The organism is Mesorhizobium loti R88b (genome assembly GCF_013170845.1).
GTDB lineage: Bacteria > Pseudomonadota > Alphaproteobacteria > Rhizobiales > Rhizobiaceae > Mesorhizobium > Mesorhizobium loti_B.
In genome coordinates this window covers 1-19,765 of sequence record NZ_CP033367.1, presented here as the reverse complement: position 1 = coordinate 19,765, position 19,765 = coordinate 1, and the positions used below count along the sequence as shown (strand labels likewise).

20 protein-coding genes are annotated in these 19,765 nt (G+C 62.3%); 10 read left to right on the top strand and 10 right to left on the bottom strand.

The annotated features are described in order from the left end of the window. The first annotated feature begins 64 nt into the window (after positions 1-64). The 7 genes from rbfA to EB235_RS00070 all read left to right on the top strand — a co-directional run bounded on the left by rbfA (position 65) and on the right by EB235_RS00070 (position 7,024). Positions 65-484, top strand: a complete 420-nt coding sequence (gene rbfA / locus EB235_RS00100; RefSeq protein WP_027032986.1) for a 30S ribosome-binding factor RbfA — start codon at positions 65-67, stop codon at positions 482-484. Continuing rightward, entirely contained in the window at positions 481-945 is a 465-nt protein-coding gene (locus EB235_RS00095; protein ID WP_246741409.1) for a hypothetical protein, read from the top strand. The genes rbfA and EB235_RS00095 overlap by 4 nt, the downstream gene beginning before the upstream one ends. After that, on the top strand, positions 945-1,922 hold the full coding sequence (truB, locus tag EB235_RS00090; RefSeq protein ID WP_027032988.1) for a tRNA pseudouridine(55) synthase TruB: 978 nt from the start codon (positions 945-947) through the stop codon (positions 1,920-1,922). Before EB235_RS00095 ends, truB begins: the two co-directional genes overlap by 1 nt. Before the next feature lie 44 nt (positions 1,923-1,966). Continuing rightward, positions 1,967-3,061, top strand: coding sequence for a magnesium/cobalt transporter CorA (gene corA, locus EB235_RS00085; RefSeq protein ID WP_027032989.1), 1,095 nt, complete (start codon positions 1,967-1,969; stop codon positions 3,059-3,061). Between the two features lie 77 nt (positions 3,062-3,138). Continuing rightward, positions 3,139-3,513, top strand: coding sequence for a 30S ribosomal protein S15 (gene rpsO / locus EB235_RS00080; RefSeq protein WP_272481095.1), 375 nt, complete (start codon positions 3,139-3,141; stop codon positions 3,511-3,513). A 280-nt stretch (positions 3,514-3,793) separates the two neighbouring features. Then, entirely contained in the window at positions 3,794-5,941 is a 2,148-nt protein-coding gene (gene pnp, locus EB235_RS00075) for a polyribonucleotide nucleotidyltransferase (RefSeq protein ID WP_027032990.1), read from the top strand. A gap of 69 nt (positions 5,942-6,010) precedes the next feature. After that, entirely contained in the window at positions 6,011-7,024 is a 1,014-nt protein-coding gene (locus EB235_RS00070; protein ID WP_027032991.1) for a class I SAM-dependent methyltransferase, read from the top strand. 17 nt (positions 7,025-7,041) lie between these two features. Here the strand turns inward: EB235_RS00070 and EB235_RS00065 are convergent, their stop codons facing one another. The 4 genes from EB235_RS00065 to fabA form a co-directional block, all read right to left on the bottom strand. Continuing rightward, positions 7,042-8,586 carry a putative bifunctional diguanylate cyclase/phosphodiesterase gene (locus tag EB235_RS00065; RefSeq protein ID WP_027032992.1) on the bottom strand — a complete coding sequence of 515 codons (1,545 nt, stop codon included), beginning with the start codon at positions 8,584-8,586 and terminating at the stop codon, positions 7,042-7,044. A 175-nt stretch (positions 8,587-8,761) separates the two neighbouring features. Further along, positions 8,762-9,565, bottom strand: coding sequence for an enoyl-ACP reductase FabI (fabI, locus tag EB235_RS00060; RefSeq protein ID WP_027032993.1), 804 nt, complete (start codon positions 9,563-9,565; stop codon positions 8,762-8,764). Positions 9,566-9,596: 31 nt separating this feature from the next. After that, a complete protein-coding gene (gene fabB, locus EB235_RS00055) occupies positions 9,597-10,817 on the bottom strand; it encodes a beta-ketoacyl-ACP synthase I (protein WP_027032994.1) in 1,221 nt (406 codons plus the stop codon). 49 nt (positions 10,818-10,866) lie between these two features. Continuing rightward, a complete protein-coding gene (gene fabA / locus EB235_RS00050; protein WP_027032995.1) occupies positions 10,867-11,385 on the bottom strand; it encodes a 3-hydroxyacyl-[acyl-carrier-protein] dehydratase FabA in 519 nt (172 codons plus the stop codon). Positions 11,386-11,628: 243 nt separating this feature from the next. On the opposite strand from fabA, the gene irrA reads away from it, so the two are divergent. Together irrA and EB235_RS00040 are read left to right on the top strand one after the other, a co-directional pair. Further along, positions 11,629-12,060: an iron response transcriptional regulator IrrA gene (irrA, locus tag EB235_RS00045; protein WP_027032996.1), complete on the top strand. Its 432-nt coding sequence runs from the start codon at positions 11,629-11,631 to the stop codon at positions 12,058-12,060. A 46-nt stretch (positions 12,061-12,106) separates the two neighbouring features. Next, a complete protein-coding gene (locus EB235_RS00040; RefSeq protein ID WP_027032997.1) occupies positions 12,107-12,487 on the top strand; it encodes a DUF4260 domain-containing protein in 381 nt (126 codons plus the stop codon). Here EB235_RS00040 and EB235_RS00035 read toward each other — a convergent pair. Continuing rightward, positions 12,477-13,034 (bottom strand): SH3 domain-containing protein, encoded by a 558-nt coding sequence (locus EB235_RS00035; protein WP_027032998.1) that lies wholly within the window; start codon positions 13,032-13,034, stop codon positions 12,477-12,479. The genes EB235_RS00040 and EB235_RS00035 overlap by 11 nt on opposite strands. A gap of 148 nt (positions 13,035-13,182) precedes the next feature. On the opposite strand from EB235_RS00035, the gene EB235_RS00030 reads away from it, so the two are divergent. Further along, positions 13,183-14,184 (top strand): 2-hydroxyacid dehydrogenase, encoded by a 1,002-nt coding sequence (locus tag EB235_RS00030; protein WP_027032999.1) that lies wholly within the window; start codon positions 13,183-13,185, stop codon positions 14,182-14,184. Between the two features lie 34 nt (positions 14,185-14,218). On the opposite strand, the gene EB235_RS00025 is transcribed toward EB235_RS00030, so the two are convergent. From EB235_RS00025 to dnaA, 5 genes are all read right to left on the bottom strand, one after another. Then, a complete protein-coding gene (locus tag EB235_RS00025) occupies positions 14,219-14,695 on the bottom strand; it encodes a GNAT family N-acetyltransferase (RefSeq protein WP_032926681.1) in 477 nt (158 codons plus the stop codon). A gap of 14 nt (positions 14,696-14,709) precedes the next feature. Continuing rightward, the gene (locus tag EB235_RS00020) at positions 14,710-15,462 is read right to left on the bottom strand and encodes a molybdopterin-synthase adenylyltransferase MoeB (protein ID WP_027033001.1); all 753 of its coding nucleotides are present in this window, start codon (positions 15,460-15,462) and stop codon (positions 14,710-14,712) included. Between the two features lie 31 nt (positions 15,463-15,493). After that, complete coding sequence (gene recF / locus EB235_RS00015) at positions 15,494-16,633, bottom strand: DNA replication/repair protein RecF (RefSeq protein ID WP_027033002.1); 1,140 nt, start codon at positions 16,631-16,633, stop codon at positions 15,494-15,496. A gap of 83 nt (positions 16,634-16,716) precedes the next feature. Then, complete coding sequence (dnaN, locus tag EB235_RS00010) at positions 16,717-17,835, bottom strand: DNA polymerase III subunit beta (protein WP_027033003.1); 1,119 nt, start codon at positions 17,833-17,835, stop codon at positions 16,717-16,719. A gap of 385 nt (positions 17,836-18,220) precedes the next feature. Further along, positions 18,221-19,765: a chromosomal replication initiator protein DnaA gene (gene dnaA / locus EB235_RS00005; protein ID WP_027033004.1), complete on the bottom strand. Its 1,545-nt coding sequence runs from the start codon at positions 19,763-19,765 to the stop codon at positions 18,221-18,223.

Here is a 19,765-nt window from a genome sequence, read left to right as displayed (position 1 = left end):
ATGACCCGTTCGAGACATGCGGCACGGTCCTATCCCGCGCCCCACGCTTTCAGGATTGAGAAAAATGCCCCGTCCAACCACATCCAGCCCATCCCAGCGCATGCTGCGCGTCGCCGAGCAGGTGCGCCATGCGCTCTCCGAAACCTTGCAGCGCAGTGAGATCATCGATCCGTTGATCGAGAATACCGTCATTTCGGTCTCGGAAGTGCGCATGTCCACCGATCTTAGGGTCGCTACCGCGTTCGTCTCGCCGCTTGGCGCCAAGGATACCGATGCGGTGGTCGAAGCTCTGAACAAGCACGCGAAATTCATCCGTGGCCGTGTCTCCGGCGCGCTGCGGCAAATGAAGTTCATGCCGGAGTTCCGGTTCAAGCTCGACACCTCGTTCGACAATTTCGCCAGGATCAACGACCTCTTGAAGTCACCCGAAGTGGCGCGCGATCTGGGTCCCGACGACCAAAAACCAGCCGGTGAGGACGAATGATGCCCAAGCCTATCACGTTGGACATGATCGCTAACATGACGACCGAACAGCGCCAAACCCTTTACCGGAACTGTATGGATCGCATCGATGATCAGGAAGCTGTTCGGATAGTGGAGCTAATCGTTACGTCTGGGTACGCGTTTAGGAAGCCAAAGGAGATTTCCCATGGCGATCCTGAAATGAGAGCGATTGAAATTATCGTGAATGCCAAAGACCACGAATCAATGATGCTCGATGCGGCAGCTAAGGGCGTCCCGCCATTGACGGTAATAGAGCCCTTGATTGTCGACAAACTTGGCGAAAGCTATCGGGGGGACAATGGAGGAACTATTGCGGCGGGATATCTAATCGCCAAACGCCTCTACGCTTTGGGATATGAGAAAAGGCCGAGTAAATCGATGCCCGAAGGCAGCGTTGCGAAAACCGCTGCCACTTTTCGGAAAAAACAGGGGAACGGCTGATGGGGCGCCGCGGCAAGAAGAAGGGCCGGCCGATCTCCGGCTGGGTGGTGCTCGACAAGCCGGTTGGCATGGGTTCTACCGAGGCCGTGTCCAAGATCAAATGGCTGTTCCAGGCGGAAAAGGCCGGCCATGCCGGCACGCTCGATCCGCTGGCTTCCGGCATGCTGCCGATTGCGCTCGGCGAAGCCACCAAGACCGTGCCGTACGTCCAGGATGGCGCCAAGATCTATCGCTTCACCGTTGCCTGGGGCGATGAGCGTTCCACCGACGATCTCGAGGGGCCGGTGACGAAGAGCTCCGACCTGCGTCCGGCGGAAGCCGAGGTCAAGGCGCTGCTGCCGAAGTACACCGGCGTCATCATGCAGACGCCGCCGCAATTCTCGGCCATCAAGATTGCCGGTGAACGCGCCTACGACCTCGCCCGCGAAGGCGAGACGGTCGACATACCCGCGCGGGAGATTGAGATCGGTCGTCTGGATGTCATCGAGCACCATGCCGATCACACGATTTTCGAGATCGAATGTGGCAAAGGCACCTATGTGCGCTCGCTGGCCCGTGACATGGGCCGGGACCTCGGCTGCTTCGGCCACATCAGCGAATTGCGCCGGGTCGAGGTTGAACCGTTCACGCCGGAAGATTTTGTCACCATCGCCGAGCTCGAGGCGGCTCGCTTCGGTGCGCAAGGTGAGGACAAGCCAGAGCCTGCCGACGATGCTGATGCCATTGAAGTGCCGGTAGATTTCAGCGCCATCGATGCGCTTCTTGTCGACACCTCAGCGGCTCTCGACTGCCTGCCGCAGATTGCCATCAGCGACGATGCGGCAACAAAGATCCGCCTCGGTAACCCGGTCATCATTCGCGGCCGCGATGCGCCCGTGGAGGCGGAAGAAGCCTGTGCCACGGCACGCGGCAAGCTGGTTGCGATCGGCGCGATCGAACAAGGCATGTTCAAGCCCAAGCGAGTCTTTGCCGGTTGACGGCTCTCGTCTAATTTGGGGTCGACTCTACGCTCGAGGGACACATGGCAAAGGCCGAGGCGGTGAAAAAGCGGGCGCCGGTGAAGACGCGGCGGCCGCCGGTCGGTGCCTCGCCGGGTACGCTGATCGCCGATCCGGCGGCGCGGCGCAGCGAACTCAGGCTGACGCTGATCTCGCCCGAGAAATTCAAGACCATCAACGATGCCAGCATCGACGATCTCAATACCCATTGCGACAACTGGCCGGTCGTCTGGCTGGACTGTACGGGCCTCGCCAACATCCAGCTGATCGAGGAGATCGGCCGGATTTTCAACCTGCATCCGCTGGCTCTGGAAGACGTCGTCAACACCGGCCAGCGGCCGAAGGTCGATTTCTTCGAGGACCACGCCTTCGTCGTCATGCGCATGATCGACGACGTCACGGCCCACCGCTACGAACAGATCGCCGTGTTCTTCGGCAAGAATTTCGTCGTTACCTTCCAGGAACGTGAGGGAGATCCGTTCGATCCCGTGCGCAAGCGCATCGAGAGTTCGGCGCCCAACCGATTGCGGGCCCGCGGCGCCGACTATCTCGCCTACGCGCTGATCGATGCCATCGTCGACAGCTATTTTCCGCCGATCGAGATGGCCGGCGACCTGGTCGACAACATCGAGGACCAGATGCTGAACACGACACACAAGCACCAGATGCGGCAACTGCACGAATTGCGGCGCGACGCCAATGTGCTGAAGGGCGTGCTATGGCCGATGCGCGATGCCGTGGCGACACTGATCCGCAACGACGTGCCTTATGTGAAGGCCGAGACCAAGATTTTCTTCAACGACACACTCGACCACACGTTGAGGCTGATCGAACTGGTCGAGACCCAGCGCGACATGCTGACCGGCTTGATCGAGATGCATCTGTCGCTGAGCCAGGCGCGCACCAACGACGTTATCTCCTACCTGACCATCGTCTCGGTGATTTTCATGCCGCTTACCTTCCTGGTCGGCGTATGGGGCATGAACTTCAGTCCCGACGCCTCGCCGTGGAACATGCCGGAGCTGCGATCCTACTATGGCTATCCGGCATCACTGCTGTTCATGGCTGTTGTCGCGGTCGGCTTGATTGCCTTCTTCAAATGGAAGAAATGGCTTTGACAGCGATAAGGCTGGCGCTTGAGGCTGAAAAGCCGGCTTTATGAATTGGGCTGGTGTTTTCTGGGGAATTGCCCTATATGCGCCGCAGCATAGCGCCAAGACGCTTTGCTTGCACCGGCCCCTGCTGGACGACATCCCGGCTGAGGGCGACCCGTTTCCTCAAACAGATAAGGAAAAACACGATGTCGATTACTGCCGAGCGCAAACAGGAATTGATGGGTGAATTCGCAACCGCCAAGGGTGATACCGGGTCTCCGGAAGTCCAGGTGGCCATCCTTTCCGAGCGCATCAAGAACCTGACCGACCACTTCAAGGACCACAAGAAGGATAACCATTCCCGCCGTGGTCTGCTCGCTCTCGTCTCCCAGCGCCGCAGCCTGCTTGATTATCTCAAGCGCAAGGATGACGCGCGCTACCAGACGTTGATCGAGAAGCTCGGTCTGCGCCGTTGACGAATTGACCGGCGGGCTTTCTCAGGAGAGCCCGCCGGTCGCGCATTCTGCCAGTCGTATCGATTGGCCAGACCCGGTTTCGAGCGTGCAGAGGGCCACTCGAAACCGCCCATGGACGGTCATGGGGCAGGATTGCAGGACGCTCGTGCGCTTAGTCCGCGCCGAAATTTACCCGAGCTTCCCGTTGTCTTGCCCGTGGCTGCCCGAGAAAGGAAGCCAGGGAAAGGGCATCCGCGCACCGTGAAACGGCGCGGCCCTTTCCGCTTATTAAGGACAAGATATGTTCAATCACCACAAAGTAGAAATCGAATGGGGCGGCCGTCCGCTCATCTTGGAAACCGGCAAGATCGCGCGTCAGGCTGACGGCGCGGTGCTCGCGACCTACGGCGAGACCAAGGTCCTGGCCACCGTCGTTTCGATGAAGGAGCCGAAGCCAGGCCTCGATTTCTTCCCGCTGACCGTCAACTACCAGGAAAAGACCTACGCCGCCGGCAAGATCCCGGGCGGCTACTTCAAGCGCGAAGGCCGTCCGAGCGAAAAGGAAACGCTGGTTTCCCGCCTCATCGACCGCCCGATCCGCCCGCTCTTCGCCGCAGGCTACAAGAACGACACGCAGATCGTCGTCACCGTCGTCCAGCACGATCTCGAAAATGATCCCGACATCCTGTCGATCGTTGCCACCTCGGCTGCCCTGACGCTCTCCGGCGTTCCGTTCATGGGCCCGATCGGCGGCGCTCGCGTCGGCTACATCAACGGCGAATACGTGCTCAACCCGCATGTCGATGAGATGCAGGAATCCAAGCTCGACCTCGTCGTCGCCGGCACCGCCGACGCCGTGCTGATGGTCGAGTCCGAAGCCAAGGAACTTGGCGAAGAGCTGATGCTCGGCGCCGTCATGTTCGGCCACAGAGGCTTCCAGCCGGTCATTGACGCCATCATCAAGCTGGCCGAAGTTGCCGCCAAGGAGCCGCGCGACTTCACCGCGCCGGACTATTCCGCGCTTGAGGCCGAGATGCTGAAGATCGTCGGCGACGAACTCAGCGCTGCCTACAAGAACGTCGACAAGCAGAAGCGTTACGCCGCCGTCGACGCCGTCAAGGCGAAGGTCAAGGCTGCATTTGCCCCGGCCGAAGGCGAAGACGCCAAGTACACGTCCGAACAGATCGGCTCGGTCTTCAAGGAACTGCAGGCCAAGGTCGTGCGCTGGAACATCCTCGACACCGGCTCGCGCATCGATGGTCGCGATCTGAGCACGGTTCGCAAGATCGTCTCGGAAGTCGGTGTCCTGCCGCGCACCCATGGTTCGGCGCTGTTCACCCGCGGCGAGACCCAGGCGCTGGTCGTTGCCACGCTGGGCACCGGTGAAGACGAACAGTATGTCGATTCGCTGACCGGCATGTACAAGGAGAAGTTCCTCCTCCACTACAACTTCCCTCCCTACTCCGTCGGCGAGACCGGCCGCATGGGTTCGCCGGGTCGCCGCGAAATCGGCCATGGCAAGCTCGCCTGGCGCGCCATCCGCCCGATGCTGCCCTCCGCTGACCAGTTCCCCTACACGCTGCGCGTGGTTTCGGAGATCACCGAGTCCAACGGCTCGTCGTCGATGGCGACTGTCTGCGGCACCTCGCTGGCGCTGATGGATGCCGGCGTGCCGCTGGCGAAGCCCGTTGCCGGCATCGCCATGGGCCTGATCAAGGAAGGCGAGCGCTTCGCCGTGCTCTCCGACATCCTTGGCGACGAGGATCACCTCGGCGACATGGATTTCAAGGTCGCCGGCACTGAAGGCGGCATCACCTCGCTGCAGATGGACATCAAGATCGATGGCATCACCGAGGAGATCATGAAGATCGCGCTTGGCCAGGCCAAGGACGGTCGCTTGCATATCCTGGGCGAAATGGGCCACGCGCTGACCGGCGCGCGTTCGGAACTCGGCGAGTTCGCGCCGCGCATCGAGGTCATGCACATCCCGACCGACAAGATCCGCGACGTGATCGGCTCGGGCGGCAAGGTCATCCGTGAAATCGTCGAGAAGACTGGCGCCAAGATCAACATCGAAGATGACGGCACGGTCAAGATCGCTTCATCGAACGCCAAGGAGATCGAGGCGGCGAAGAAGTGGATCCACACCATTGTCGCCGAGCCGGAAGTCGGCGAGATCTACGAAGGCACGGTCGTCAAGACCGCCGACTTCGGCGCCTTCGTCAATTTCTTCGGCCCGCGTGACGGCCTCGTCCACATCTCGCAGCTTGCCAACGACCGGGTCGCCAAGACCTCGGACGTCGTCAAGGAAGGCGACAAGGTCTGGGTCAAGCTGATGGGCTTCGACGAGCGCGGCAAGGTCCGCCTGTCGATGAAGGTCGTCGACCAGGCCACCGGCAAGGAACTCGCTCGCGACAAGAAGACCGAAGGCGAAGAAAACGCCGCCTGATCGGTCTGATAGTGAAGTTGGAACGGGCGCGGCACATGTCGCGCCCGTTTTCGTTTACAAGGGGCAAGAATGGCCGCTGAGCCGCTGAAGACACTGTTCCATCCTTTCGAGGCCGAGGCGCTTCCTTTGCCGCGAAAGGGCGAGCGTGTTCTCTTTCTGGGCGCCGAGCCCGGTTTCCGCCTGCCTGAAGGTTTTGCCGCGATGCTGCACGCTGTGCAGGGCTTCAGGCCGTATTTTCGTACCTTACAGGCGTCTGGCCTGACGATCACGCCGTTGGCGGACGGTGCCGGTTTCGATGTGGCGCTGGTGCTTGCTGGCCGCCATCGTGGACAAAACGAAATGCGCATCGCGGAGGCCCTGGAGCGGGTGGTCCCCGGCGGATCGATCGTCGTTGCCGGTGGCAAGGATGAGGGCATCGCCAGCCTGCGCAAACGCATCGACGAGTTGGTGCCGCTTGAAGGCCATCTGCCGAAGTATCACGGCACCGCCTTCTGGCTTCGCCGGCCTGCCGATCTGGACGCTGCGGAAAGACTGCGAGCCGCCAATCCTGCCCTGCTGGTGGACGGCCGGTTCCACGCCGCGCCAGGCATGTTTTCCTTCGACAAGGTCGACGCCGGCTCGAAACTTCTGGTGGATAATCTGCCCGGCGACCTGCGCGGCAACATTGCCGATTTCTGCGCCGGTTGGGGCTATGTGGCCGCCGAGGTCGCCGCGCGCTGCTCCGGCATATCAGGGCTCGACCTCTACGAAGCGGACTTTGCCTCGCTCGAAGCGGCAAAGGGCAACATCGGCAATACTGCCGCCGTGCCAGGCTTGTTCTGGATTGATCTGCTCGCCGAGCCTGTCGAGCGCCGCTATGACGCCATCGTCATGAACCCGCCCTTTCACCGCAGCCGGGCAGCAGAGCCGGAGATCGGCGCCGGCATGATCCGCGCGGCAGCCAAGGCGTTGAAGCCTGGTGGCAAGCTGTTCATGGTCGCCAACCGCCAGCTTCCCTACGAACCCGTGCTGTCGGCTGTCTTTGCCAGCCACGCGGAGCTTGCCCGCGACGGCATGTTCAAAGTGTTTGTCGCACGTCGCTGAAACAATACGGCGGGTTTTCAGTGCAGATTGGCGACGCGCCGAACCTCGTCGGTGGCGTGCCCGTCAACAGCGCTGAACTTGAGCGGCGCCGGCCGGCCGAACAGATAACCCTGCACGACCTCGCAGCCGGCTGCCCGCAGCAGCGTCGCCTGGCTTTCCGTCTCGACGCCTTCGGCAATGATGCTGACGCCCAGCGCACGCGAAAGCCCGACAATGGTCGAGACCACCGCGCCGGAGCTGGAGTCGGTATCGATGCGGCTGACGAAGGAACGGTCGATCTTCAACTTGCCGAACGAAAAATCGATCAGGTAGCTCAGATTGGAATAGCCGGTGCCGAAATCGTCGACGGCAACCGAGATGCCCATGTCGGCAAGCTCTTTCAGGATGGCGGCCGCGCGGTCACGGTCCTGCATCATCGCCGTTTCGGTCACTTCCAGCTCCAGCCGTGATGGCTTGATGCCCGTAGTCCGCATCGTATCGCGCACGATGCCGACGAAATCCTTGGTCATGAACTGGACCGGCGAGATGTTGACGGCGACGAAGCAGTCGTCCGGCAAATGGCGGGCGTCGCTGCAGGCCTTGCGCAGAACCCATTCGCCGATCGGGTTGATCATCCCGGTTTCCTCGGCGATCTGGATGAATTCCATGGGCGGGATCATGCCGCGTTCGGGATGGTTCCAGCGGATCAGCGCTTCGTAGCCGACGATACGGCCGGTCGGCAGGTCGAGCTGCGGCTGGTAGTGGAGGTCGAAGTCCCCGCGTTCGAACGCGGTGTGCAGTTCGGATTCGACCCATTGGCGATAATCGGCGACGCGCCCCATCTCGCTGTCGAACACCGACCAGTTGCCGACCCCGCTGGCGCGCGCATTCTGCAGCGCCAGGTTGGAGCGGCGCAGGATGAGGACCGGGTCGACGCCATCCTTGGGCATGGCCACGATACCCACGGACAGACCTACCGATTGCTGATGGCTGCTGAGTTCATAGGGCTCCATCATCTCGTCGATGAGCCTCTCGACCATGCTTTCCATCGTTCCCGAGATCTGATGATCGGGAATCAGCACGGCGAACTCGCCGGCGCCAATGCGTCCAATCAGGGCGCGGGGCGGCACGCAGCTCTGCAGCCGCTTGGTGAAGGCGCGGATCAGCTCATCGCCCTGGCTGTATCCGATCGCGTCGTTGACGTGCTTGAACCGGTCGATGTCGATATCGATCAGGAACATCGGTTCCCCGGTCCGGCTTGTCGCGCATGCCGCCTCGGCGATCTTGCCGACCATCGCCGGGCGCGCCAACAATCCCGTCAGCTTGTCGAAATGGGTTTCGTTGAAGACGAAATCCGCCGATTCATCGACGCCGGCGAAGAAGGACATGGCCGCCACCGACGCCGCCAGCGCGCAAAGCGCAGCCATGATGGCGACCATCATGTCCACCGATATGCCGGCAAACTCATCGCCGAGACCGTGCTTCAGGCCCCAGATGCCGAGGACGAAACTGCCAATGCCCGAGCTTGCTATGGTGAGCAGTCGGAACACTGGTGTTCGCTTCGGGTTGCTGACGGCAGGCATTCAAAGGTCCCCAGATTGCGGGACTCTATAGCGGAGATCTTCTTAAAATCAGTTTCCGCGAATAAATCCAATTTTACTGGAGGGGATTATTTTTTTACTGGAAAAGGGCCATCTCTCCGAACCGGCTCTATGCATATTGCCCAAAGCGTGTCGCCTTGAGCTGTTTCACCGCTCGTTAGCCATCCGTCTGCTTCAACTCATCGAGCGTCGGCATCGAGACGATGTGATAGCCGGAATCGACATAGTGGATTTCGCCGGTGACGCCGGAGGCAAGGTCGGACAGCAGATAAAGCGCAGAGCCGCCGACCTCGTCGATGGTCACCGTGCGGCGCAGCGGCGAGTTGCGCTGCTGGTAGGAGAACATGTGGCGGGCGTCCGAAATGCCGGCGCCGGCGAGCGTGCGCACCGGTCCCGCCGAGATGCCGTTCACCCGGATGCCGCGCGGACCGTAGTCGTTGGCAAGGTAGCGCACGCTGGCCTCGAGGCCAGCCTTGGCGACGCCCATGACGTTGTAGTTCGGCATGACGCGGACCGAACCCGCATAGGTCAGCGTGATCATCGAGCCGCCTTCGGTCATCAGTGGCGCTGCATTGCGGGCCACCTCGGTGAAGGAGTAGCAGGAGATCACCATGGTGCGGACGAAGTTGTCCCGGCTGGTGTCGGCGTAAAGGCCCTTCAACTCGTTCTTGTCGGAAAAGCCGATGGCGTGGACGACGAAGTCCAGTCCGCCCCATTCCTTGCCAAGCGTCTCGAACGTCGCGGCCACTGATGCGCTGTCCTCGACATCGCAGGGGATGACGAGCGAGGCGCCGAGCTTGTCGGCGAGCGGCTTGACCCGGCGGCCGAAGGCTTCGCCCTGATAGGTGAAGGCGAGCTCCGCGCCATGCTCGGACAATTTCCGGGCGATGCCCCAGGCAATCGAATGATCGTTGGCGACGCCCATGACAAGCCCGCGCTTGCCCTTCATCAGTCCGTCCATGACTGCCAATCCTTTTAGAAAACCGCTGGCTTTATGCGGAATAGCGCTGGAAAATCAGCGTTGCGTTGGTGCCACCGAAACCGAACGAATTGGACAAAACGGTGTCGATCTTGGCGTTGTCGATGCGCTTGCGCACGATCGGCATGCCTTCGAATTCAGGGTCGAGCGTTTCGATATGGGCGCTCTCGCCGATGAAGCCGCCTTGCATCATCAGGATCGAGTAGATCGATTCCTGCACGCCGGCCGCGCCCAGCGAATGGCCGGTCAGCGATTTCGTCGAGGTGATGAACGGCATCTTCTCGCCGAACACCTCGCGGATCGCGCCCATTTCCTTGGAATCGCCGACCGGCGTCGAGGTGCCGTGGGTGTTGATATAGTCGACAGCCGTCGAAACCGTCGCCAGCGCCTGGCGCATGCAACGGACCGCGCCTTCGCCCGAAGGCGCGACCATGTCGTGACCGTCCGAGGTCGCGCCGTAGCCGACGATCTCGGCGTAGATCTTGGCGCCGCGCGCCTTGGCGTGTTCGAGTTCTTCCAGGATAAGCACACCCGCGCCGCCGGCAATGACGAAGCCATCGCGGTTGACGTCATAAGCACGGGAAGCAGCCGATGCCCGGTCGTTATACTTCGACGACATCGCACCCATGGCGTCGAACAGGTCCGACATCGTCCAGTCGAGATCTTCGTGGCCGCCGGCAAACATCACGTCCTGTTTGCCCCATTGGATCAACTCATAGGCATTGCCGATGCAGTGCGCCGAGGTCGAGCAGGCCGACGAGATCGAATAGTTGACGCCGTGGATCTTGAACCATGTGGCCAGCGTCGCCGACGCGGTCGACGACATCGCCTTCGGCACCGCGAACGGGCCGATACGCTTGGGGCTGCCATTCTTGAGGGTGGTTTCGGCCGCTTCGACGATGGTGCGGGTGGAGGGGCCGCCCGAGCCCATGACGATGCCGGTGCGCTCATTGGTGATGTCGCCTTCACCGAGGCCTGCATCGGCAATCGCCTGGTCCATGGCGACGTGGTTCCAGGCAGCACCTTGTGACAGGAAGCGCATCGCGCGGCGATCGATCATGGCGGAGGGGTCGAGCGTCGGTGCGCCCCAGACCTGGCAGCGGAAGCCATGCTCGGCGAACGAATCGGAAAAGCTGATGCCGGATCTGGCGTCATGCAGCGAGGTCTGCACCTCGTTGGCATTGTTGCCGATCGACGACACGATGCCGAGGCCTGTGACTACGACACGTCTCATTCGCAACTCCTTCCAGGGGTGCTGGCCAGTGGGCAGGCCAAGGCTGCGGTCAAGCGACCGCCGACTGCTTGGACAGACCGACCTTCAGGTCCGTCGCCGCATATATGGGCTCGCCATCCGCCTTCATCCAGCCATCGGCGATGCCCAGCACCAACCGGCCGCGCATCACGCGCTTGAAATCCACGCCATACTCGACCTTCTTGACCGATGGCGTGACCATGCCCTTGAACCTGACCTCGCCGGTCGACAGCGCCATTCCCTTGCCGGGTTCGCCGAGCCAGCCGAGATAGAAGCCGGTCAATTGCCACAAGGCGTCCAGACCAAGGCATCCTGGCATGATCGGATTGCCGATAAAATGGCAGGCGAAGAACCACAGGTCCGGCTTGATATCGAATTCCGCGCGGATGAAGCCCTTGTCGAAGGCGCCGCCCGTCTCGCTGATCTCGGTGATGCGGTCAAACATCAGCATCGGCGGGTAGGGCAGCTGGGCATTTCCCTCTCCGAACAGCTCGCCGCGGGCGCATGCCAGCAATTCTTCGTAGTCGTAGCTGGATTTCGAACCCGCCATCAATCTCGTCCCCATATCGTCCCGGGCGGTAGCGCGCCCTTGTCGTTGGTGTCCTAACACAATCTGTTTCAGGCCGGAAACCGGCGTTTGCGCTTAACCCGCCAGCCTGCCCGGGTCAATGCGCGCTATTGATCGCATTCGGACGACAGAATATATGTCGACAGGGGTCCATGTTTGGCGGAGTTTCTTTTTTTTGCCATTCTGGGCGTGTCTTGAAGCGGGACTGTGAGCTTGGAAGACCAGATGGACCGGGGCTGCCGGAAGGAAAATGTCGCTGTGGACAAGCGGGTACGTGAAGCCGGCCTGAGGCCGACGCGTCAGCGCATAGCGCTGGCCGACCTGCTTTTCGCCAAGGGCGACCGCCATCTGTCGGCGGAGGAATTGCACGAAGAGGCCGTTGCCGCCGGCGTGCCGGTGTCTCTGGCCACCGTCTACAATGCGCTTCATCAGTTCACCCAGGCGGGGTTGCTGCGCATTCTCGCCGTCGAGGGTGCCAAGACCTATTTCGACACCAACACCTCCGACCACCACCATTTTTACATTGAAGGCGAAAATCGCATCTTCGACATCGACAGCGGTCCGGTGACGGTCACCAACCTGCCGGAGCCGCCCGAGGGGATGGAAATCGCCAATGTCGACATCGTGGTGAGGCTGCGCCCCAAGCGCCAGGAATGAGCGGCGAAGCCCGAACAATCGGTCTGGCCGGAATAATCGGTCCGGGATGAAACCCCTCGACCTGATAGTCCGGCTCGAATGGGCCGTCGTGGCGGTGGTCGCCATCGTCTTCTACGCTTCGACAGGCGTTTCCTGGTGGCTCTTTGCAGTGCTTATCCTGGCGCCGGACCTGTCAATGTTCGGCTATCTCGGCGGCCCGCGCATCGGCGCCATCGCCTACAACGCCTTGCACATCCTGATCGTACCGGTGCTGCTGCTGCTCGCCGGTCATCTGTCCGGCAGTGCAGCGGCAATCGCGGTCGCGCTGATCTGGATCGCGCACATCGCCATCGATCGTGCGCTCGGCTACGGCCTGAAGCTGTCGACGGGTTTTCAGGACACCCATCTCGGCCGAATCGGGCGCAAGCGCAACGACCTCAGTCCTTGACCCGCTCGCCTGGATAGGCGCCCCAGACCGCTGCCTGAGCGAGCCACCCGGTGTGCCCGTCGAGCGTCATTTCACACCACTGGCCGTCGCAGGCTTTGATCGTGCCCATGACGCCCGGTTCGATGATCGCCACGACCCTGGCGTCCTTGTCCGGGCTTTTCATGAGATTGATCTGGCCGCCCTTGCCGCGCTGCCATGGCGCGATGATGGCGGTGCGCCGGCCCGAGAGCATCGACTGGTTGATCCAGCCCTCCGAACCGTCCGCATCGCGCACGCGGCGCCATGTATCAAATTCCTGGATGACCTCCATCGGCAGGCCGGCCTTCACATACATCCAGTTGACGGAGTAGTTGGCGCCGGGACCGACGCGCGAGTTGACGCGCGCTGGCTTGAGGCTGACGAATCGCGGCAGCGGCAGGCCGCTCGGCCCGAGCGTGACACTTTGGACGGGTGCCGCCGCACTCTGCGCGGCAGCAAGCGGAGAATAAAGCAGAGCGCCGAGAAATGCTGCGCTGAGGGTCAGGCGAAGCGACGCGAAACCAGACACTTTCGTTCCTTTCGGCGCCGGCTCGGTGGCCTCGGCGCCCCTTTTTCTTTGTCTTCGGCGGCACCGCTTGTTACATGGGTAAATCGGCTACCGCGACCGGCTTTCAGTTTCGCCGGTCTTGGTTAAAGAGGTCTCAACGAGGGAAACAATGGCAGGCAAAAAGAAGCCTCTCGTGGTCATCACGCGAAAACTGCCCGACCCGGTCGAGACCCGCATGCGCGAGCTGTTCGACGCCAGGCTGAATGTCGAGGACAGGCCGATGACGCAGCCGGAACTGGTTGCGGCGGTGAAGGAGGCCGACGTGCTGGTGCCGACGGTCACCGACCAGATCGACGCGGCGCTGATCGCCCAGGCCGGGGACAAGCTCAAGCTGATCGCCAATTTCGGCAATGGCGTCGACAAGATCGACGTGGCGGCAGCGGCCAGAAAGGGCATAACCGTCACCAACACGCCCAATGTGCTCACCGAAGACACCGCCGACATGACCATGGCACTGATGCTGGCGGTGCCGCGCCGGCTCGCCGAAGGCGCCAACGTGCTCACCGGCGACAAGAAATGGGCCGGCTGGTCGCCGACCTGGATGCTTGGCCGGCGCATCTGGGGCAAGCGGCTGGGCATCGTCGGCATGGGGCGCATCGGCACGGCCGTTGCCCGGCGGGCCAAGGCCTTCGGCCTTTCCATCCACTACCACAACCGCCATCGCGTGCTGCCGGCGGTCGAGGACGGGCTGGAGGCGACCTATTGGGAAAGCCTCGACCAGATGCTCGCCCGCATGGACATCATCTCGGTCAATTGTCCGTCGACGCCCGCGACTTTTCATTTGCTGTCGGCCCGGCGCTTGGCCCTGCTTCAGCCCACCGCCTATGTGGTCAACACTGCGCGCGGCGACATCATCGATGAAGAAGCGCTGGTCAAGCTGATCCAGGACGGCAAGATCGCCGGCGCCGGCCTCGACGTCTACGAACATGAGCCGGCGCTCAATGCCAAGCTGCTCAAGCTCGCCGCCAGAAACAAGGTCGTGCTTTTGCCGCATATGGGCTCGGCGACGCTCGAAGGCCGCATCGACATGGGCGAGAAGGTCATCATCAACATCAGGGCGTTCGTTGACGGCCACCGTCCGCCGGACCGTGTGCTGCCGCTCAGGACCTGAAATTATCGGACCTTGCCTTTAAGTAAGCAAAAACTTACGAAAGAGATTTGCGCATGGTGATCGAGGTTGGCCTGGCGTAGCCTTCATGTGCCGTTCGGTCGGTCTCGTGGAAACCGAGGCGGGCAAAGGCGGCATGATTGGCGGTGAGCTCGATGCGCGTCTGCAGCTCCAGCGCCGCCTTGCCGCGGTCGAGCGCAAGAATTTCGACCGCCTGCATCAGCCGCCGGCCAATGCCTTGCCCCTGGCAGTCCGGAGCCACGGCGAGCTTGCCGACATAAAAATCGTCAGCCCGTTCAATGGCAAAGACGCAGCCGACGATCCTGTCGCCATCGAGCGCCACGAAGCCGGTCTCTTGCAAAGCCTTGTCGCGCAATGTGTCGACGGTGAGCAACTGGGCCGAGGACGGCGGGTCGATGACACCGTCCATGAACGCGAAGGCGCGCATGATCAGGGCAAGCACATCATCCCAGCGGCCGAAATCGGCGCGGATACGGTCGATGGAGAGGGGCATGGTCCGCTCCAAGGTCAGCGCCTGGCGTAGCGGATCGTTTCGAAGCGCGCTGAAAGCGCATCATAGAGCAGCAGCCTGCCGACCAGTGGCTCGCCGATGCCGGTGATCAGCTTGATCGCTTCCATCGCCTGCAATGTGCCGACGACACCGGTCAGGGCACCGAGCACGCCGGCCTCGGCGCAGGACGGCACCAGGCCTGGCGGCGGGGCTTCGGGAAAAAGGTCGCGATATCCAGGATTCGGCTTGCCATCCCTGCCGTCCTCGAAGGGCTTGAGCACCGTCACCGAGCCGTCGAAGCGACCGACGGCGGCATGAACCAGCGGTTTGCGCTCGCTCGCGGAGGCGTCGGCCACCGCATAACGGGTCTCGAAATTGTCGGAACCGTCGACAACGATGTCATAGCGGGCGACGAGGGCTGGGGCGTTCTGGATGGTCAGCCGGAATGTGTGCGTCTCGACCGCGGTGTTGGGATTGATGCGGGCGATTGCCGCCCTGGCGCTATCGGTTTTCAGCATGCCGACCGTATCGGTGCCGTGGATGACCTGGCGCTGCAAATTGGAGAGCGACACGGTGTCGTCGTCGACAATGCCGAGCGTGCCGACGCCGGCCGCCGCAAGGTATTCGAGCACCGGCGCACCCAGTCCGCCGGCGCCGATCACCAGGACCCGGGCTTGCTTGAGCTTCTGCTGGCCCGCACCGCCGATTTCGGGCAGCACGATGTGGCGAGCATAGCGTTCGATCTCGTCGGTGGTGAGCGCAGTGGTCATTTCAGGACCTTACAGCGGCGCAAAAACCTTGTCAGGCGTCTTCGGTTGGCCCAACCGTACCGTGGTCGACGGTCAGGAACTGCGCTCGCCCCTTGAGGCTGGAAAACAGCGCCGCATCGGTCCCCGTCATGAAAGCCTGACAGTTCAACTCCTCCAGGATCGAAAACAGCGCCGCGCGCCGGCCACCGTCGAGGTGTGCTGCGATCTCGTCCAGCAGCAGGATTGGCGTCATTCCCGACATCTCGCCGGTCAGCCGTGCATGCGACAGCACGATGCCGACCAGCAACGCCTTCTGCTCTCCCGTCGAACAGAGTTCGGCCGGCATTGCCTTGGGCCTGTGCCTCACCAGGAGATCGGAACGGTGCGGGCCTTCGAGCGTTCGTCCCGCGGCGCGATCACGATCACGGCCATCGGCAAGCGCGCGCCGGAACCGTTCCTCGACATCGACCGCAGGCGCACTGGCGATTTCGGTTTCCAGATCGCCCGAGAGGCCGATGTCGGCCTGCGGAAACGGACCGCTGTCGGGCAGCCTGTCGATCATGGCGGCGAGCAAGCGCACCAGTTCGGCCCGCGCCGCGGCAATCGCCACGCCGGTCTCGGCCATTTGTGTCTCGATCGCCTCGAACCAACCGATGTCCCGCGAGCCTTCGGTAAGCAATCGGTTACGGCCGCGCATCGCCTTCTCGTAATCGAGGGCGCGCTGGCCGTGGCCGGGATCGATCGCCAGCACCAACCGGTCGAGAAAGCGTCGGCGATCCCCAGCCGGTCCGGTGAACAACGCATCCATGGCCGGCGTCAGCCACACCACGCGCAGCCACTCCAGCATATCCTCGGCCGACCGCGCGGTGGCGCCGTTGATGCGCACCCGCCTGCCGGCTTCGCCGTCCGCACCGGAAATGCCCGTGCCGATCTCGACCTGACCGTCAGGTCCGTCGAGCCGGGCGTGCAGCGCAAAACCGCCGTCGCCGCCTTCGCGCGCGACATCGCCGTAAGGGGCACGGCGCAGGCCGCGCCCCGGCGTCAAAAAGGAAATCGCTTCGAGAAGGTTGGTTTTGCCGGCGCCGTTATCGCCGGAAAAGACCACAGTGCCTGGGGCTAGGTCGATCGCCAGCGCCGCGTAATTGCGGAAATTGGTAAGTGTTAGCTTACTTATATGAGTCTGTTCCGGCAACCGCTATCCGCCTGTAGAAGTCGCCGAAGCCATTGTTCTTGCTGCCAGTTCGACCGCAGAACCTTGTTGAGGATGCGCGCCGCCTATACCCGCATCGGCATGAGCACGTAAAGCGCGGTCTCGTCGGCCATGTCGTGGATCAGCGTCGGCGAACCGGCATCGGCCAGCATGAATTTGGCTTCCGTGCCGGTCAGCTGCGCGGCAACATCGAGCAAATATTTGGCGTTGAAGCCGATTTCGATCGGGTCAGACGAATAGTCAGCCGACAGTTCCTCGGTGGCGCTGCCAGAATCCGGATTGTTGACCGCAAGCGTCACCTGACCTTCGCTGATCGAAAGCTTCACCGCGCGGCCGCGCTCGGAGGAAATGGTCGAGACGCGATCGACGGCGGCCGCGAAACTCTGGCGATCAAGGATCAGCTTCTTGTCGTTGCCGGTCGGAATGACCCGCTGATAATCGGGGAAGGTGCCGTCAATCAGCTTGGAGGTCAGGACCACGCTGCCGATGGTGAAGCGGATCTTGGTGTCCGACAGTTCCGTGGTCACGGCGATATCGGGATCATCGACCAGCTTTTGCAGTTCGCTCACCGTCTTGCGCGGAATGATGATGCCCGGCATGCCCTCGGACCCGGCTGGCGCGTCGATTTCGGCGCGCGCCAGGCGGTGGCCGTCCGTGGCCACCGAGCGCAGCTTCAGCTTGCCACCGACTTCGTGCGTGTGCAGGTAGATGCCGTTGAGATAATAGCGCGTCTCCTCGGTGGAGATGGCGAACTGCGTCTTCTCGATCAGGCCTCTCAGGGCAACCGAGTCGAGCCGGAAGATATGCGAGAAGGATCCGGCCGAAAGCTCGGGGAAGTCGGACTGTGGCAGGCACTGCAGGCGAAAGCTCGAGCGGCCCGACGTCACCGTCATGGCGTTGCCGTCCTCATCCGTCTTCAGCATCACTTCGGCGCCGTCGGAAAGCTTGCGCACGATGTCGTAGAGCAGATGTGCCGGAACCGTCGTTGCCCCGCCGCGCTCCACCTTGGCGGGTGTCGCTTCCGTCACCTCCAGGTCGAGGTCGGTGGCCTTCATTTCGAGGCTAGCACCTTCAGCGCTGAGCAGCACGTTGGACAGGATCGGTATGGTGTTGCGCCGTTCGACCACGCGGTGCACGTGGTTGAGCGACTTCAGGAGATTTGACCGTTCCAGGATAACACGCATGACGAAACAGGCTCGCTTGAAAGGATGAGCGGGTCTCCGGCTGGCGGCGCCCCGCGAAAGGTCTGAACAGGCTCAGAATCTGCGTAAACTGACAGGAAAAAGCCAGCGAACGCAAGCCCGCGCCACCGGTTCGGGCCGGCTGCACGGGCTTTCTGGGGATAAAGGCCACGAAGACCGCCAGCCGGGGTGCTGAATCCGGAATCCGGATCGTCTCCAGGCTCTATTTTGACACAATTCCCAAGGGAAAGCGCTATGCGCTTTCCCGGGAAAACTGTTTCACACTTTTCCTGGAATTGCTCTAGGCCGCAAGCCCGCTTCAGGTCCAGGGGCAGGCAGGCAAGCCATTGAATTCCAGTGCAGTTCTGGCTTGCCTCTCCTTAACCGGTCAGGCCTGGTCGTTGATCAGCCGCCGCAGCAGCTCGAGTTCCTGGGCCAGCGTGTTGTCGTTGCCGGAAAGGTCCTCGATCTTGCGCACGGCATGCAGCACCGTGGTGTGATCGCGACCGCCGAAGCGCCGCCCGATTTCGGGCAGGGAGCGCGGCGTCATCACCTTCGACAGGTACATGGCGACCTGCCGTGGCTTGACGATGGTGCGCGTACGCCGGTTGGACAAAAGCTCCGTCTTCGACACGTTGTAGTGGCGCGCCACGATGCGCTGGATATCCTCGATGCGGACCCGCTTCGGCTCGCCGGTGCGATAGATGTGGCCAAGGATCTCGTCGATGCGGTCGATGGTGATCTGCGGCTCGAAGGACTGGCGAAACAGCAGCTGATTGAACGCGCCTTCCAGTTCGCGGCCGCTGCCGGTCACGGTGCGGGCGACGTGATTGAGGATCTCTTCCGAGATGTCGAGCGATGCGTCGTCGACCCTGGCCGTGGCCAGGCGCAGTTTGAGCATGCCGAGGCGCATGGCGAAATCCGGCGCCGACATTTCGAGCGCGACGCCGCCATTGAGGCGCGAGCGGACCCGCGGCTCAAGCGATTCCAGCTCCGACGGCGGCCGGTCGGCGGCGACGACGACTTGCTTGGCGCTGTCGAGCAGCATGTTGATCAAATGGCAGAATTCATGCTGGATCGACTTGCCCTGCAGGAACTGCATGTCGTCGATGATCAAGAGGTCGATGTCGCGCAGCTGTTCCTTGAGCGTCAGCGCGTTGTTGTCGCGGATCGCGGTGGCGAAGCGCCACATGAAATACTCCGCGGTGAGATAGACGACGCGGGACTTGGGGTTCTGCTTCAGCGATTCCGCCGCGATGGCCTGCAAGAGGTGGGTCTTGCCGAGCCCGACGGTCGCGTGCAGGAAAAGCGGATTGAAGCGCACCGCGCTCGACTGCGATTCCGCCACCGCCTTGGCCGCGGCGAAGGCTACCCGGTTCGACGGCCCCTCGATGAACGAGCCGAACGTGTAGCGCGGGTCCAGCGGCGATCCGAGCACGTTGTGGCGGAATTCGGTTTCGACCGCGGCGCCGGGGCGTGGCACCGGGGACCGCTCCACCCTGCCTGGGCTTGCGGTGCCGGCGGCCAGCGCCGTCTGTGTCTGCCGCGTCATCTTGCGTGCCGGAGCCAATTCCGGTTCGACAGGGCTGCGCCCCTGGCGGGTGGCGTTGCGCACGACGATCTCGATCTTGAGGAGTTCGGGATCCTCGTGCTTCCACAGCTCGGAAATGAGGTCATGATAGTGGCCGTTGATCCACGAGCGCAGGAAGGCGGTGGGCACCGAGATGCGGACAATGCCCTTGGACGCCTCCGCGACCTTCATGCGGCCGAACCAGCTCGAATAGACTTCAACCCCCAGACGCGCCTTCAACTGGGTCTTGACCCGGTCGAACTTCTGCTCCGCGTCGCTGGAGACCGCCATCTCGTTTGCTCCGATCAAAGTTCCAGGAAATGGGAGGTCGCCCGTAAGCTCCCTTTCGATGCCGCTCTGCAT

Coding starts and splice junctions, on each gene's coding strand:
- EB235_RS00070 (WP_027032991.1), top strand. CDS start 6,011: ATGGCCGCTGAGCCGCTGAAGACACTGTTCCATCCTTTCGAGGCCGAG.
- dnaN (WP_027033003.1), bottom strand. CDS start 17,835: ATGCGTGTTATCCTGGAACGGTCAAATCTCCTGAAGTCGCTCAACCAC.
- EB235_RS00025 (WP_032926681.1), bottom strand. CDS start 14,695: ATGCCCCTCTCCATCGACCGTATCCGCGCCGATTTCGGCCGCTGGGAT.
- rpsO (WP_272481095.1), top strand. CDS start 3,139: ATGCGCCGCAGCATAGCGCCAAGACGCTTTGCTTGCACCGGCCCCTGC.
- fabI (WP_027032993.1), bottom strand. CDS start 9,565: ATGGACGGACTGATGAAGGGCAAGCGCGGGCTTGTCATGGGCGTCGCC.
- EB235_RS00040 (WP_027032997.1), top strand. CDS start 12,107: ATGAAACCCCTCGACCTGATAGTCCGGCTCGAATGGGCCGTCGTGGCG.
- rbfA (WP_027032986.1), top strand. CDS start 65: ATGCCCCGTCCAACCACATCCAGCCCATCCCAGCGCATGCTGCGCGTC.
- corA (WP_027032989.1), top strand. CDS start 1,967: ATGGCAAAGGCCGAGGCGGTGAAAAAGCGGGCGCCGGTGAAGACGCGG.
- truB (WP_027032988.1), top strand. CDS start 945: ATGGGGCGCCGCGGCAAGAAGAAGGGCCGGCCGATCTCCGGCTGGGTG.
- EB235_RS00030 (WP_027032999.1), top strand. CDS start 13,183: ATGGCAGGCAAAAAGAAGCCTCTCGTGGTCATCACGCGAAAACTGCCC.
- fabB (WP_027032994.1), bottom strand. CDS start 10,817: ATGAGACGTGTCGTAGTCACAGGCCTCGGCATCGTGTCGTCGATCGGC.
- EB235_RS00095 (WP_246741409.1), top strand. CDS start 481: ATGATGCCCAAGCCTATCACGTTGGACATGATCGCTAACATGACGACC.
- fabA (WP_027032995.1), bottom strand. CDS start 11,385: ATGGCGGGTTCGAAATCCAGCTACGACTACGAAGAATTGCTGGCATGC.
- pnp (WP_027032990.1), top strand. CDS start 3,794: ATGTTCAATCACCACAAAGTAGAAATCGAATGGGGCGGCCGTCCGCTC.
- EB235_RS00065 (WP_027032992.1), bottom strand. CDS start 8,586: ATGCCTGCCGTCAGCAACCCGAAGCGAACACCAGTGTTCCGACTGCTC.
- dnaA (WP_027033004.1), bottom strand. CDS start 19,765: ATGCAGAGCGGCATCGAAAGGGAGCTTACGGGCGACCTCCCATTTCCT.
- EB235_RS00020 (WP_027033001.1), bottom strand. CDS start 15,462: ATGACCACTGCGCTCACCACCGACGAGATCGAACGCTATGCTCGCCAC.
- irrA (WP_027032996.1), top strand. CDS start 11,629: ATGGACCGGGGCTGCCGGAAGGAAAATGTCGCTGTGGACAAGCGGGTA.